The 15,128-nt window shown below is 60.4% G+C and carries 15 protein-coding genes; 9 read left to right on the forward strand and 6 right to left on the reverse strand.

All coding sequences use genetic code 11. The features are described from left to right. Positions 1-388 precede the first annotated feature (388 nt). From PSUM_RS03965 to PSUM_RS03995, 7 genes are all read left to right on the forward strand, one after another. On the forward strand, positions 389-664 hold the full coding sequence (locus PSUM_RS03965) for a phenol hydroxylase subunit (RefSeq protein WP_020800812.1): 276 nt from the start codon (positions 389-391) through the stop codon (positions 662-664). A 17-nt stretch (positions 665-681) separates the two neighbouring features. Beyond that, complete coding sequence (locus tag PSUM_RS03970; protein ID WP_083349027.1) at positions 682-1,677, forward strand: aromatic/alkene monooxygenase hydroxylase subunit beta; 996 nt, start codon at positions 682-684, stop codon at positions 1,675-1,677. Further along, entirely contained in the window at positions 1,674-1,946 is a 273-nt protein-coding gene (locus PSUM_RS03975; protein ID WP_020800814.1) for an MmoB/DmpM family protein, read from the forward strand. Before PSUM_RS03970 ends, PSUM_RS03975 begins: the two co-directional genes overlap by 4 nt. A 53-nt stretch (positions 1,947-1,999) precedes the next feature. Next, positions 2,000-3,556: an aromatic/alkene/methane monooxygenase hydroxylase/oxygenase subunit alpha gene (locus PSUM_RS03980; RefSeq protein WP_083349028.1), complete on the forward strand. Its 1,557-nt coding sequence runs from the start codon at positions 2,000-2,002 to the stop codon at positions 3,554-3,556. Between the two features lie 63 nt (positions 3,557-3,619). Then, entirely contained in the window at positions 3,620-3,979 is a 360-nt protein-coding gene (locus PSUM_RS03985) for a phenol hydroxylase subunit P4 (protein WP_083349029.1), read from the forward strand. 10 nt (positions 3,980-3,989) lie between these two features. Next, positions 3,990-5,051 (forward strand): NADH:ubiquinone reductase (Na(+)-transporting) subunit F, encoded by a 1,062-nt coding sequence (locus tag PSUM_RS03990; protein ID WP_083349030.1) that lies wholly within the window; start codon positions 3,990-3,992, stop codon positions 5,049-5,051. Between the two features lie 95 nt (positions 5,052-5,146). Next, positions 5,147-6,058 (forward strand): SphA family protein, encoded by a 912-nt coding sequence (locus PSUM_RS03995; RefSeq protein ID WP_083349031.1) that lies wholly within the window; start codon positions 5,147-5,149, stop codon positions 6,056-6,058. Between the two features lie 19 nt (positions 6,059-6,077). Here PSUM_RS03995 and PSUM_RS04000 read toward each other — a convergent pair whose 3' ends face one another. Next, positions 6,078-7,400 (reverse strand): DUF1329 domain-containing protein, encoded by a 1,323-nt coding sequence (locus PSUM_RS04000; protein ID WP_020800819.1) that lies wholly within the window; start codon positions 7,398-7,400, stop codon positions 6,078-6,080. Positions 7,401-7,716: 316 nt separating this feature from the next. Here PSUM_RS04000 and PSUM_RS04005 point away from each other — a divergent pair, with 316 nt between their 5' ends. After that, positions 7,717-8,580, forward strand: coding sequence for an MBL fold metallo-hydrolase (locus PSUM_RS04005; RefSeq protein ID WP_020800820.1), 864 nt, complete (start codon positions 7,717-7,719; stop codon positions 8,578-8,580). Positions 8,581-8,884: 304 nt separating this feature from the next. On the opposite strand, the gene PSUM_RS04010 is transcribed toward PSUM_RS04005, so the two are convergent. The 5 genes from PSUM_RS04010 to PSUM_RS04030 are packed head-to-tail and all read right to left on the reverse strand — an operon-like array spanning position 8,885 to position 14,253. Continuing rightward, on the reverse strand, positions 8,885-10,480 hold the full coding sequence (locus tag PSUM_RS04010; protein WP_197677869.1) for an arylsulfatase: 1,596 nt from the start codon (positions 10,478-10,480) through the stop codon (positions 8,885-8,887). 44 nt (positions 10,481-10,524) lie between these two features. Continuing rightward, a complete protein-coding gene (locus PSUM_RS04015; protein ID WP_083349032.1) occupies positions 10,525-11,427 on the reverse strand; it encodes an SDR family oxidoreductase in 903 nt (300 codons plus the stop codon). Then, the gene (locus PSUM_RS04020) at positions 11,424-11,864 is read right to left on the reverse strand and encodes an acyl-CoA thioesterase (protein ID WP_020796396.1); all 441 of its coding nucleotides are present in this window, start codon (positions 11,862-11,864) and stop codon (positions 11,424-11,426) included. The genes PSUM_RS04015 and PSUM_RS04020 overlap by 4 nt, the downstream gene beginning before the upstream one ends. Positions 11,865-11,868: 4 nt before the next feature. Continuing rightward, positions 11,869-13,152: a histidinol dehydrogenase gene (gene hisD, locus PSUM_RS04025; protein WP_083349033.1), complete on the reverse strand. Its 1,284-nt coding sequence runs from the start codon at positions 13,150-13,152 to the stop codon at positions 11,869-11,871. 54 nt (positions 13,153-13,206) lie between these two features. Beyond that, positions 13,207-14,253 carry a LacI family DNA-binding transcriptional regulator gene (locus PSUM_RS04030; protein ID WP_083349034.1) on the reverse strand — a complete coding sequence of 349 codons (1,047 nt, stop codon included), beginning with the start codon at positions 14,251-14,253 and terminating at the stop codon, positions 13,207-13,209. Positions 14,254-14,433: 180 nt separating this feature from the next. Here PSUM_RS04030 and PSUM_RS04035 point away from each other — a divergent pair, with 180 nt between their 5' ends. Further along, positions 14,434-15,123: a TetR/AcrR family transcriptional regulator gene (locus tag PSUM_RS04035; protein WP_020796399.1), complete on the forward strand. Its 690-nt coding sequence runs from the start codon at positions 14,434-14,436 to the stop codon at positions 15,121-15,123. The last annotated feature ends 5 nt before the right edge of the window (positions 15,124-15,128 follow it).

The following is a 15,128-nucleotide window of genomic DNA, read 5'->3' on the forward strand; positions in this document are numbered from 1 at the left end:
CCCAGGCTGGGGCGTGACCGAGGGACCGTGTCAGAAAAAGCGATGAAAATTCCTATATAGAACGTCCCGAATTTCAATTGAAAGTCAAATGGATATTCACCGACTGAGCGCCGGGTCTTGGGTCGACATCACGACTGATCCGGAGCGGTTACGGCCTTTGCAGCGACGTTTGTTCATTTGCTCGAACCGCCTGCCCTGGATTGATCAAATCATCAATTCGTCCATGTCGACAGATCTCCGCATGCGAATACTTGCACCCTGCAGGGCCTACTGCGATCTATGTAACCATCTGTTTTTATTAGGTTTATTCTTTATTTAAGATTCCAGCTGTTGCGCTGGCACTCATGTTGCTCTGCATCCCTGCATAACAACAAGGGAGTTTCCGAGCATGAACCCATCTGGCAGCACCTTCGATCAAATGCCGCGCTACGTCCGTGTGCGCAGCGAGCCAGACGCTGCCTTTGTCGAGTTCGATTTCGCCATCGGCTTTCCCGACCTGTACGTCGAGCTTGTACTGCCGCATCAGGCATTCAGGCAATTTTGTGAAACCCACCACGTTCAGCACATGGACGCGCAAATGTCCCAGGCCCTCGACGCCGATGCGCACAAGTGGCGCTACGGCGAAACCCGCGGCGCCGCAGGTGACCAGGCCCCCCAACAATAATTACAGGAGTCCACACCATGAGTGTCGAGATCAAGACGACGACCGTCGAGACGATCCGCAACACCTTCAGCCATACCCGTCGCCGCTTTGGCGACAAGGTTGCCAGCCGATATCAGGAGGCGAGTTTCGACCTGGAGTCGGCGACCAATTTTCATTACCGGCCGTTGTGGCAACCGGACAAACTGCTCAATGACGCCACCCGCACTGCGGTGGTGATGGCTGACTGGTATGCCGTCAGCGACCCTCGCCAGTACTACTACGGCGCCTACGTCCAGGCCCGGGCCAAGATGCAGGAAAATGCCGAGCATGATTACGCGTTCTGCGAAAAGCGCGACATGCTTGCCGGGCTGTCCGCGCGCAATGTGCAGTTGATCAGCAGGCTGTTGTTGCCGCTTCGGCACGCCGAGATGGGCGCCAACATGAACAACAGCAGCATCGCCGCCGACGGGTTCGGCACGAGCGTCACGCAAATGCACATGTTCCAGGCCATGGATCGCCTGGGCATCGCCCAGTACCTCTCACGGATCGGCCTGATGCTCGATGACGGCGACGTATTGCTGCTGGCCGAGGCCAAGCAACAGTGGCTCGGCGACCCGGCATGGCAAGGGCTTCGCCGCTACGTCGAAGACACCCTGGTGGTTCGCGACTGGTTCGAATTGACCCTGGCGCAAAACCTGGTCAGCGATGGCCTGGTGTACCCGCTGCTGTTCCACAAGCTCGACGAACAACTCTCGGCCAATGGTGCTGGCCAGGTCGGCATGCTCACCGAGTTCATGCGCCTGTGGTTCGTCGAAAGCCAACGCTGGGTCGACGGGCTGCTCAAGACTGTTATCAACGAAAGCCCGGCCAACAAGGACCTGGTGCAAGGCTGGGTCGATCATTGGAGTGCCCGTTGCGTGGAGGCACTCGAGCCCCTGGCGGCCCTGACTCTCGATACGTCCGCGCTGGATACCGTGTGCACCGAGTTCAGCGCACGCCTGAAGAAAATCGGCCTGACAGGAGCCCGCCCATGACTTCCCTCGTCTACATCAACCTGCAGGACACCGACTACGCGCGCTCGATTGTCGACGCGATCGTCCAGGACAACCCGCATGCCGAGATTCAGCACCAACCGTCGATGATCCGCATTGAGGCCAGGGGCCGCCTGGATATCCATCGCGAGACAGTCGAGCAACTGACCGGCAGCCCCTGGGACATCCAGGAAATGCTGATGTACGTCATCACCCTCGGCGGCAATGTCGTGGAAGAGGACGACAGCTTCTCCCTCCACTGGAACAACTGACCGCCGGTTTCAAGCCAGGGTTTGATCCATAACAAGAATTCGGGAGCGCCATCATGGCCGTGAAAAAACGCCTTAATGCCAAAGAAAAATACCGCTGCATGACCCGTGACCTGGACTGGGAGCCCAGCTACCAGACCCACGAGGACATCTACCCGCACGAACGTTTCGAAGGCATCAAGATCACCGATTGGGACAAGTGGGAAGATCCGTTCCGCTTGACCATGGATACCTACTGGAAATACCAGGCTGAGAAAGAGAAAAAACTCTACGCGATCTTCGACGCCTTCTCGCAGAACAATGGGCATACCACGCTGTCGGACGCCCGCTACGTCAACGCGCTGAAGCTGTTCCTGTCCGGTGTGACACCGCTGGAATATCAGGCCTACCAAGGGTTCGCACGGGTTGGACGACAGTTCAGTGGCGCCGGTGCACGAATTGCCTGCCAGATGCAGGCTATCGACGAACTGCGCCACGTACAGACCCAGATTCATGCAATGAGCCACTACAACAAGCACTTCAACGGTTTGCATGATTTCGCCCATATGCATGACCGCGTGTGGTTCCTCTCGGTGCCCAAGTCGTTCTTCGAGGACGCGCGGACGGCGGGGCCGTTCGAGTTCCTCACGGCCATCTCGTTTTCGTTCGAGTACGTGCTGACCAATCTGCTGTTCGTTCCTTTCATGTCCGGCGCCGCGTTCAACGGCGACATGGCCACCGTGACCTTCGGCTTCTCCGCACAATCGGATGAGGCCCGCCACATGACGCTGGGCCTTGAGGTCATCAAGTTTTTGCTGGAGCAACACGAGGACAACGTACCGATCATCCAGCGCTGGATCGACAAGTGGTTCTGGCGTGGTTACCGCTTGCTCACACTGGTCGGGATGATGATGGACTACATGCTGCCCAACAAGGTGATGTCCTGGTCCGAAGCCTGGGGCGTGTATTTCGAAGAGGCGGGCGGGGCATTGTTCAAGGACCTGGAGCGCTACGGTATTCGCCCGCCCAAGCATGTCGAAGAAGCCAATATTGCCAAGGATCACGTCAGCCATCAGGCCTGGTCGATCTTCTATCAGTACAGCCAGGCGACCAACTTCCATACCTGGATGCCGACCGACGAGGAGCTGGACTGGCTCTCGTCCAAGTACCCGGACACCTTCGACAAGATCTACCGCCCACGGTTTGAGCACTGGCGCGCGCTCCAGGAGAAGGGCGAGCGTTTCTACAACCCGACCCTGCCGATGCTGTGCCAGATCTGCCAGATCCCACTGTCGTTTGGCGAGCCGGATGACCAGACCACTCTCAGCCATCGCAGCACCGAGCACGAAGGCGAGCGTTATCACTTCTGTTCCCAGGGCTGCTGCGACATTTTCCAGTACGAGCCGACCAAGTACATCCAGGCCTGGCTACCGGTGCATCAGATATTGCAGGGCAACTGCGGTGGCGCGGATGTCGAGTCGGTGGTGCGCGACTACTACAACATCGAACCCGGCCAGGACAACTTTGAATACCTGGGCTCCACCGAGCATCGGCGCTGGCAGGACTGGCACCCCAATGATCGTCACAGTGCGCCGGCCAATCCCGTCGACCCGGATCTGCTCAAGACCGCCTGATGCCCTGCGCCGAAGCGGGCCTGCTGGTCCGCTTCAAACCCACCTGACAGGAAGGACAAAATCATGCCCGTGACCTCCATCGGTGCCTATGAGGCCCAACCCCTGGATCGCCAGGAAAACTTCCATGGCCTGCAACTGGTGTACCTGTGCTGGGAAAAACACCTGATGTTTTGCGCCCCGTTCACTTTCCCGCTGCCACCGGCAATGCCGTTCGCTGACTTCATCGAGCAGGTGGTCAAGCCCTCGATTTCCCAGCACCCGGATGCCAGTCGAGTGGATTTCAGCCAGGCGCTATGGCGCCTGAACGATCAACCGTTCACACCCGACAATGCGGCAAGCCTGATCGATAACGGCATCGACCATAAAAGCCTGCTGCACCTCGCTACTCCGGGCTTGAACGGCATTGCCGGCACCTTCAACTGAGGACACGGTGATGAGCTACCAAGTAACCATCGAGCCTACGGGCGAAACAATCGAAGTGGAGGAGGGCCAGACCATCCTCCAGGCAGCGTTGCGCCAGGGCGTCTGGCTGCCCTTCGCTTGCGGACATGGCACCTGCGCCACCTGCAAGATCCAGGTCCTTGAAGGCGAAGCGGATCTGGGTGCGGCGTCTTCCTTTGCACTGATGGATATCGAGCGTGACGAAGGCAAGGTCCTGGCGTGTTGCGCCATTCCGCAAAGCGACATGGTGATCGAAGCGGATATCGACGCCGACCCGGATTTTCTCGGGCACCCGGTCGAGGACTTCCGCGCAGTGGTCAGTGCGCTGGTGGACTTGTCGCCGACCATCAAGGGCGTGCACCTCAAGCTCGATCGACCCATGGCGTTCCAGGCCGGGCAGTACATCAACCTGCAATTGCCTGGCGTTGACGGCACTCGCGCGTTTTCGCTGGCCAACCCGCCAAGTCGCGCCGACGAAGTGGAACTGCACGTGCGCCGGGTCGAGGGCGGGCGGGTGACCGGCAGGATTCACGATGAACTGAAGGTCGGAGACAGGGTGGAATTGTCCGGGCCGTATGGGCAGTTTTTTGTGCGCACCTCGCAAAGCGGAGACTTGATATTCATCGCGGGGGGCTCGGGATTATCCAGCCCTCAATCGATGATTCTCGATCTGCTGGAGGCAGGGGATACGCGCCAGATCGTGCTGTTCCAGGGCGCGCGCAATCGCGCGGAGCTCTACAACCAGGAACTGTTCGAGGCATTGCAGCGCGACTACGCCAATTTCACCTACGTACCCGCACTCAGCCAGGCAGAGGACGATATCGCCTGGACGGGGTTCAAAGGCTACGTGCATGACGCCGCGAAGCAACATTTCGAGGGCCGCTTCAGTACGCGTAAAGCCTACCTGTGCGGGCCACCGGTGATGATCGATTCGGCCATTACTTGCCTGATGCAAGGGCGGCTGTTCGAGCGCGACATCTTCATGGAGCGCTTCTACAGCGCCGCCGATGGCGCCAGCGAAAGCACTCGCTCAGCGTTGTTCAAGCGCATCTGAGTTTACCCGCAACACACAACGCCGGACGCTGCTGACCTCCCGAAGGTCGGCAGGGTTTCGGCTGACTATAAAAACAACAAAAGGGTCATCAACCTATGAAAGCCGTACCGCGTAACAAGCGTGGCAATTGCCTGTGCCGTGCCGCAGTGAGCCTGCTGGCGGTGGTCAGTGGCGGGGCGCTGGCCACCGAAAGCGGTGGATCTTCCTACCCGATGGGGGCGGAAAACTACATGTCCGGTGCCATGCCACCGCCGGGCTTGTATTCGCAGTTCTATGTCGGCCACTACGAAGCCGACTCGCTGCGCGACAATCGGGGTGACAAAGTGCCTGTGGACTTCCGCGTGCGGGCCAACTCCATTGCGCCACGACTGATCTGGGTCACCGAGCAGCAGGTGCTCGGTGGCAACCTGGCGTTCCACGCCATCGTGCCGTTGGTAGACCTCAAGGTTGAGCTCAATGGCCAGTCCCAAAGCAAACAGGGATTGGGCGACATCATCTTCGGGCCGGCGCTCGGCTTTCATCACAGTGAGAAGCTACACAGTATTGTCGCCGTGGATTTCATTGCGCCGTCGGGTGAATACGATCGCGATGACCTGGCCAACATCGGACGCAATTACTGGGTAGTCGAACCCGTGGTGGCGGTGTCTTACGTCGACCCCAATGGCCTGAACGTCGACGCGAAAATCATGTATGACTTCAACCGCCGCAACCCCGCGACCGACTACCGTTCCGGCTCGGAACTGCATGCCGATTACGCAGTGGGTTGGGGCCTGGGCAATGGCTGGGTGGTGGGCGTGGGCGGTTACATCGTTCACCAGACCACCGATGACCGACAAGACGGTGAACGGGTCAAGGACAACAAAGGCAGGGCGCTAGCGATTGGCCCGTCGGTGAAATATACGAGCGATAAAGGCTGGTTTCTGACCGCCAAGTGGGAGCAGGAAACCCAGGTTCGCAACCGCGCGGAAGGTAATGCCTACTGGATGAAATTGACCGTCCCTTTTTGATCGGTCTCCATCGCCGCTCCTAGCGAATACCGCTCACCGCCATGGACTCTGGCGCCCACTGCGCCGTCGACAGCGGTTCGATGTAGCGGATGCCACCGTGGGGGCCGACCACGCCATTGATGTTGTAGGTGCCACGCGACAGGTCGTACGTCATGAACGGGGTGGCATCGGGAACCTGCTGGTCATAGCTCTGGCTGAAGAAGGCGAAGGAGCCCCGATACAGCTGGCCATCGGTGTCGTACTGATCGGAGGCCACCGCGGCCCAGGTATCTTCATCCAGGTAAAAGCGGCGCTTCTGGTAGATGTGCTTGGCACCGGGCTTGAGATTGCCCTCGACGACGTAGACCCGGTGTTTTTCCCAGCGCACGTAATCCGGGGCAATGAAATTGGGGGTGGTCAGCGATTTGGCTTCGCGGGCGTAGGTGAGTTTGTAAGTGTTGTACGGCACGATCATTTCCCGCTTGCCTACCAGCGTCCAGTCATACAGCTCCAACGCACGGGCGGTGCCGGGGTTGGGCGTGTCGTAGGCCAGGATCGAAATCTGCTTGACCCGGCGCTGGGCCGGCATGTACTGCCAGGCGCGGCCAGGAAACTCCGTGGCATTGGTGGCGTTCTTGAGCATGATCGACTCGCCGGCTCGGCGCGCAGGCCCGGTGTAGGACAGTTTCAACTGATAATAGATGTCCGAGCTGCTGAACGGCTTCGACATGTTCTCGTAGATCGGGAAGGACACGTACGCTTCGCCGGTGACCGCCAGGCTCGGCACGCCCGCCGTGTCGACGCTCCAGGAGTCGTACTTGGAATGGATGTTGACGCCCTGGTAGCGCAACAGGAAATTCCACATCGCTTCGGCACCGGACTGCGGGATCGGGAACGGCACGCCGGGCATCACATTGTCGATGGCGGTTCCGCCGTCGAGGGACCTGGCGTTGGTGGCATTCTTGCGACTGTTGTCCAGCACCGCCTGTGGCAACGATGCGGTGCGGTGGGTCGGATACACATCGACTCGAAAGCCAGGGTAGCGCTTGGCCAACGCGACAGTGGTGGCGGTCAGCATGCCTTTGTACGCATCGACGTTCTTGCCGTTGATCACCAGCAGCGGTTTTTCGTGGGCAAAGGGGTCGGGGCGCATGCTGTCGCCGGCCTTGAAACTGGCGGGGGCCGTGGTCAGGCCACCGCTGTAGGGCGGAATGGAACCGTCGGCATTGCCGGCCTGTTCGGCACCCACTCCCGTCAGGCTGGTGCCCAGCCGGGCGGCTTCCTGGCTCGATACATAGGCGTGGGCATCGATGACCAGCCCCATGAGGGGGATGGCTGCCAGAAGACTTTTCACCAATTTCATCTTGTTATTCTCCTGCCAGGCGGACCAGGCAACTCGTGACTCAGAGGCCACGGTCACATCCGTCGGCTCAATTGCCAGAGTTTGTAGCGCTATTAGAAGACCTGCGATTGAGGGGTGCTTCGCATTTGACGACAGATACTTGGCTATTGATGACAGGGGTAGAGCTTCGGCGAGGATGTGGAATGTGTTGGCCAGTGATCCGTCCGGGCCCCACTCCACACGGGTGGGGGCGTGGACGTGAAGGCGGATTATCCTTCAGGCCTCATAAAACCCGCACGTTCTGCAAAGTTGGGGCGAATTCGAAGAGGTGTCTGTCGTGAACCGTTGTTTATCCACTCTGGCCGGTAGCAGTCGCAAGCTTGATGGTGGCGTGATGTTCGGTAATACGCCGCGGCAGTTATGGGCTGAATGGATCAAGCCCGACCAGGACAACCTGGTGGACCTGGCCTCGCGGGGCCTGCTGGTGCAGCAAGGGGGCAAGAATATCCTGGTGCTGGCCGGTGCCAGCGCCTTGCTGGCGCCGCTGCGACGGACCTGCAGCTGTCAGAAACATCCGCCGGGATTGCTCGACAGCCTGGCGCAACAGGGGCTGGCTGAAGGCGATATCAGTGCGGTGGTGCTGACGCATCTGCACGCGCAACTGACTCCCGAACTGAGTGCGGCGATCGAGGAGGGCAATACGCCGCGCTTGCTGTTTCCTGCTGCGCATTACATTACCGGAGAGCGTCACTGGTCCCGTGCGCTTCACAACCATCCCCATGATCGCGCTTTATTCGTCCGCCAGATCGTGCGCAGGCTGCAAGGCAGTGGGCGGCTGGTGCTGGTCGATGACGCGCGCTGCAAAGAGCTCGGCGACGGTTGGCAGTTTCACTTCAGCGATGGCTACACCCCCGGACAATTGATCCCGGAAATCGCCATGCCCGGCGGGCCGGTGGTGTTTGCCGGCGACCTGATTCCCGGTACCCATTGGTTGCGCCTGGACGTAACGACGGCCAACGATCGCAATCCCGAAGGGTTGGTGGGCGAGAAAGAACGGCTGTTGGACCACCTGGTGGCCAGCGGCGGGCGCCTGGTGTTCTCCAGTGATCCGCAGATTGCGATGATCAAGATCATGCGTGATCGACATTCGCGTTACCAGGCGTTTGATACGTACACCACGTTGAGCCGTTTCTCGTGTTGATGCATGCCCTTGCAGGAGGTCTGCTCGCGAAAAACGTCCAGACAACGCGGGTATCCAGACACCCCGCGTCACCGTTAAAGACCATCGCGAGCAGGCTCGCTCCCACAAAGGTCCGTGTGGAACCTGTAGGAGCGAGCCTGCTCGCGAAAAACGTCCAGGCAACGCGGGTATCCAGACACCCCGCATCACCGTTAAAGACCATCGCGAGCAGGCTCGCTCCTACAAAGGTCCGTGTGGAACCTGTAGGAGCGAGCCTGCTCGCGAAAAACGTCCAGACAACGCGGGTATCCAGACACCCCGCGTTTCAGCGTGGCGGCTGCTGACTTCTCAGGAAATCCTGCACCAGGTTCGATCGGTCAAATGACTTGGCCGCCTGCACGGGCGGGTACTCGGCCAGGGTCTTCAAATGGCTGCCGATCAGTTCCCCCATGGATGCGGCAATCCAGGCGGACTTCTGAACCATGTGGCCGTAGGAGTCGTTGCTGTCGTAGCTCTCGAACGGATCGCTGCGCAGGTTGAACATCAGCGGGGCAAACAACGGTTTTATCGGGGCGTAGTAGTCTTCTTTGGTCGAGAAGTGCAGCTTCCATGGGCCCATGCGCACGGCGGTCAGTTTGCTTTCGATGTAATAGAGCAGGCTGGTGCGTGCGCTGGCGGGTGACTTGCCGGTCCAATAGTCGATGTTGTTGATGCCGTCGATGTACTGCTTCTTCTCGGTTTTCATGCGCTCGACCACATCCGGCACGCCCGCTGCCGCGGCGAGGGTGGTGAACATGTCCTGGTGCGCCTGGATGCCATTCTTGATCTGCCCTGGCTTGATGACACCCGGCCAGCGCAACATCGACGGTACGCGCACGCCGCCTTCATACGTGGTCATTTTCTCGCCACGGAAGGGGGTCGTGGCGCCATGTGGCCAGGAAGCGTGTTCAGGGCCGTTGTCGGTGGAATACCAGACGATGGTGTTCTGATCCAGGCCGTTCTCCTTCAGGAAATCCAGCAACAAACCGATGTCGTGGTCGTGCTGCATCATGCCGCTACCTTGGGTGTCGTCCTCGTGGGTGTATTGGGCAGCAGCGTGTTTCCATTTATCGTTGAGATGGGTGTAGATGTGCATTCTTGTGGTGTTGACCCATACGAAAAATGGCTTGTCGTCGCTCTTCGCCTTGCGCATGAAGTCCATCGCATGAGGGATCAGTTCTGCGCCATCGAAGTCTTCCATTCGCTTGGTCGTCAGTGGTCCGGTGTCTTCGATGACCTGTTTGCCAACCAACCCGAAACGAGGGTCTGTCGTCGTATCGTCCTTGTCCGTGGCGAAGCTGTGCAGCACGCCGCGGGTGGCGAATTTTTTGGCGTAGGCCTGCGGTCCACCCGGATAGTCCTTGGCAAAATTCTGGTAATCGGCGTACTCACTCTGTTCCTCGGTATTGAGGTGGTACAGGTTGCCGAAAAACTCGTCGAAACCATGCACCGTTGGCAAGTTGGGGTTGTTGTCGCCCAAGTGGTTCTTGCCAAACTGACCGGTGCGGTAACCCACCTGTTTCAATACCTCGGCCAGGCTCGGTGAAGCAGCCTGCAGGCCGAGCTTGTCGCCCGGCTGCCCCACGGTGGTCATGCCGGAGCGAATCGGGTACTGGCCGGTGATGAACGCCGCTCGGCCGGCAGTGCAGGAAGGTTGTCCGTAGTGATCGGTAAAGCGAATGCCCTCCATGCCGATCTGGTCGATATTCGGCGTGGTGTAGCCCATGGTGCCCATGCCATAGGCACTCACGTTCTGCCAGCCAATGTCGTCGCCCCAGATGACCAGGATATTGGGCTTGGTCGTCTGGGCCTGTGCCATCGGCGCGGCGAGCATGGCGCAAGCCATGCCTGCCATGGCCAGCCGCTTGATGCTTTCGATCATGAAGTGTCTCCTCATTGTCAAAGTGAATGCCAGGTCAGGGTGAGTCAGGCGAGCAACGTCTCGACCAACTGAGCCCGCAGCTCCGGTTTGCCCGCGTACGGGTCGGGTGGATTGCGCTGCTCGACGATCGCATCGAAGCGCTCGCGCACGGAGCCCATGGCGTGGGGATGCGAGTAGATATAGAAGTTGCGCTGGCGGACAGCCTCGAAGGTCAGGTGGGCGATCTGCTGGGCACTGACCTTGGCCGCGGCAGTAGCCTTCTGGTTCTGCGCCAGAGCCGCCGCCTGGGAGCGTGTCGGTGCGCCGGCATTGGCCAGATCGTTCGGGCGATTCCGAGCGGACAAGCTGATACCGGTGGGTACGAAGTAGGGGCACAGCACCGAGCAGTGCACCTGACAGGAAACCAGCGCGAGGTCGTGGTACAGCGTCTCGCTGAGCGACACCACCGCCTGTTTGGTGAGGTTGTAGGCGCCCAGCGTCGGCGCGTTGAGCAGCCCGGCCATCGAGGCGGTATTGATGATGTGCCCTTCGTAGTCCGGGTCATGCGCAGCGGCCGCCAGCATCAGCGGTGTGAAGATGCGCACTCCGTGGATCACGCTGCGCACGTTGACACCCAGAACCCAGTCCCAGTCCTTTTCACTGTTCTCCCACACAAGGCCGCCGGCGAGCACGCCGGCGTTGTTGAACAGCAGGTGTACGGCGCCGAACTCCGCCACTGCGGCATCGGCCAGAGCCTGGACTTGCGTGGCCTGCGAGACGTCGGTTCGCAGACCGATGACCGAGGCGCCGCGGGCGCGCAGTTCGGCGACCGTGGCCTCGAGCGCGTCAGCCTGGATATCGGCCAGCACCAGCTTTATGCCAAGCCCTGCACCCATCTCGGCGAAAGCCTTGCCGAAACCGGATGCGGCGCCGGTAATCACCGCTACGCGACCCTCGAAGTTCTTCATGACGCCACCGCCAGGGTCTCGAGCGCATGGCGCAGCGCTGCCGGCAGCGGCACCGGCCGGCGCGTCACGCGATCGACGTAGACGTGGACGAAGTGGCCCTGCGCCGAAGCCTCGGTGTTGTCGTTGGCAAACAGACCGACTTCATAGCGCACGCTTGAAGTGCCCAGGCTTGCCACGCGCAGGCCGGCGCGCACCAGGTCGGGGAAGGCGATGGACGAGAAGTAGCTGCAATGGGTGTCGACCACCAGACCGACTACAGGGCATTGCTCGAAGTCGAGCAGGTTCTGCTCCAGCAGCCAGCCGTTGACCACGGTGTCGAACCAGCTGTAGTAGATGACGTTGTTGACGTGACCGTAGACGTCGTTGTCCATCCAGCGTGTGGTGATGTCGCGCAGGTAACGATAGTCGCCGCGCTCATGCGGTAGGGGTTTGTTCATGACTTCAAGCCTCCTGCTTCATGCGGCGCACGCGAATATCCGCCTGCTCTTTGTGGCCGGACATATGTTCATAGCCACACAGCCGCGAGCAGTACTCGCCAATCATCACGCTGGCCTCGTCGGTCAGCACGCGTTGGTAGGTGTGGGTCTTGATGAACTTGCCCACCCACAATCCTCCGGTGTAGCGACCCGCGCCCATCGTCGGCAGTGTGTGGTTGGTGCCGATGACCTTGTCGCCATAGCTCACATTGGTGCGGTGGCCAAGGAACAGGGCGCCGTAACGGGTCATGCGATCGTGATACCAGTCCGGATCCTTGGTCATTACCTGCACATGCTCGGAGCACAAACGCTCGGCGACTTCCAGGGCTTCTTCGTCGGTGTCGCATAGATGGATCTCACCGAAGTCGTTCCAGGCCACGCTAGCGACCGGCGCGGTGTCCAGGCGCGACAGTACCCGGTCGATAGCAGCAGGCAGCTCTTCGGCGATTTTCTTGCTGGTGGTAACGCAATAAGCGGGGGAGGTCGGGCCGTGTTCGGCCTGGCCCAGCAAGTCGACGGCGACCAGTTCGGCGTCCACGGTGTCATCACAGATCACCATGGTTTCGGTAGGGCCGGCGAACAGGTCGATACCGACGCGGCCGAACAGCTGGCGCTTGGCCTCGGCCACATAAGCGTTGCCGGGGCCAACGATCATGTCGACGCCGACGATGCTCTGTGTACCGATCGCCATCGCAGCCACTGCCTGCACGCCGCCAAGGCAGTAGATCTCGTCTGCACCGGCCAAGTGCATCGCCGCAACGATTTCAGGGCACGGCTTGCCTTCGAACGGCGGTGCACTGGCGATCACGCGCTTGACGCCGGCCACCTTGGCGGTGAGTACGCTCATGTGCGCGCTGGCGATCAATGGGTACTTGCCGCCGGGGATATAGCAGCCGACCGAGTTGACCGGAATATTGCGATGGCCGAGTACGACGCCGGGCAAGGTTTCGACCTCGACATCGTGCATCGAATCCTTCTGAATCTGGGCGAAGCGGCGAATCTGATCCTGGGCGAACCGGATGTCGTCGAGCGTCTGCCGGGGCAGACTGGCAATGCAGGCGTCGATCTGTTCCTGGGTCAGACGCATGCTTTGCGGCGCCCAGTTGTCGAATTTCTCGGAGTACTCGCGCACCGCTGCATCACCGCGCTGCTCGATGTCGGCGAGGATGCCTTCTACGGTGGCGCGCACCTGGGCTTGATTGCTGGCTTTCGCCTGGGCCGATTGACCCTTTTTGAGTTGTTGAATCACCGATTATTTCCTCTGGATTGTTTTTGCTTTTGTGAGCTGGGTGTAGAGGTGACGCTACGCGGAGGCGCGGTGTACCAGATGTCCCGGCACCTCGTGGAGCGCCTGGTTGGCGCCGTTGCCAGGGCGACCCTGGCCCAGCAAGCCGAGGGCGCATTCGATCATTTGGCCCAGGGGCTGGTGCACCGTGGTCAGTGAGTTTTCGGGCCAGGCGGCGGCGCGGATGTCGTCGAAGCCGACCACCGCGACATCCTCGGGTACGCGCAGGTGGGTGTTAATCCGCAGGTAACTCAGTACGCCGAGGGCCATCACGTCGTTGGCGCAGAACACCGCGTCGATAGCAGGTTGGCCGACACTGAACAGTCGGGCCGCCGCCTCGCGTGCGCCTTCATAGGTGTATCCACCCTCAACGCAGGCCACCAGGCGTTGACCCTGCGCGGCCAGGCCTCGCTCGAAGCCGCGCAAGCGGTCAGCCGTGGTGGAGATGCCCGGATCGCCGGACACAAAGGCGCAGGCCTGGCGGCGTTGCCCCACCAGATAGTCGGCCACCTCGGCGGCCATGCGCTCGTTATCGCAGCACACCGACCAGACGGTCACGTCCTCGACGCGGCGGTTCATGAACACCAGGCCGACACCCTGGCGTGCGCAAATGTCGGCCATGTGCGAAGACAACTTCGCGGCGGTCACCACGATCCCATCGACCTGGTACTGCAGCAGTTGCGGCAGCAGTTCGTCCGCATCGCCCCCCGGTGGCACCACGAACAGCAGCAGTTGTCGGCCCGCCTGGCGCAGTTGCAGGGAAAGCTCCTCAACCAGAGCCGGATAGAAGGGGTTGGCCATATCGCCGACCACCAGCGCAACGATGCCTGTCTTGCGCTGGTTCAAGGAGCGGGCGATGGCATTGGGTCGATAGCCCAGTTCATCGGCCATGGCGAGGATGCGCACGCGTAGCTTGGCCGAGATACGCGATTGCGCATCGAAGGCGCGAGTGACCGTGGAGGTGGCGACCCCGATGCGTTGCGCAAGGTCCTTGGCGGATACCCGTACGACGGTCGCGCGGTTTGTTGCAGCGCAGCAATCGCCGGCAGTGCTGTCGTGCTTCATGTCGTTTGGTCCGGTCGCGTCTCAGTCTTGTGCAAACGTGTGCACTCATGGCCCCGATGCTAACGGTGCCGCACTGGCGTGAGCTCCCCCCAAAGAGAGGGGGGCGACCGGCTCGCCATGCACATAGCCTGTGTGAAATGGCGAAAAGCAGTGGACGAGATCCACACTGAAGGAGTCGATATGCGCAGTTCGGACATGGCCGCTCCAGGCCTGGATACCAATGACGACATTGTGCTCAAACTGCCCGCCAGGCCACGCAAGCAGCCCAGGCAGGCACGTTCGGTGGCCTTGGTCGAAGCCTTGAAAACAGCCGGGCGGGACGTCCTCGAACGGGAAGGGCGCGACGCGCTGTCGATCTATCGTCTTTCCGATTATTCCGGGGTGGCGATCAGTTCCATCTACGAATACTTCCCCACGATGGAATCGCTGATCGCCGCCATTTTCGAGGATTACCGCGCTGATACCCGCCAGCAAATCATCCTCGAGATCCATGCACTGCCTGCATCGGCGACGCTGTATGACGGCATCGAATTGGTGTTGCGCACCGGCCTTGCAGCCTTGCATCGCTGGGAGCAGATCGACTCGCAATTGAGCATCAAGGCCGCCTACTACGCCGAACTGGTGCGGCTGGACATCGTCAAGCCGGAGCGTTTCTGGATCTCGAAGGTCATGCCAGCCCTGGTACAACGCTTCTGCAACGAGGTTCGGGTACGTGATCGCGAGAAGGCAGGCTTCCTTGCCTATCAGGCGGTCACCGCGTTGCCCCGGGCGTTGCTGATCGAAAAACCGGATTACCTGCTTGAAGAGGACACCGTTCGCATGCTGGCGCGCATGCTCCATGCCTTGCTGACGACGGCGGATGAACAGTGACGCCG

Origin of the sequence: Pseudomonas umsongensis, from assembly GCF_002236105.1 — a bacterium.
Taxonomy (GTDB): Bacteria; Pseudomonadota; Gammaproteobacteria; order Pseudomonadales; family Pseudomonadaceae; genus Aquipseudomonas; species Aquipseudomonas umsongensis.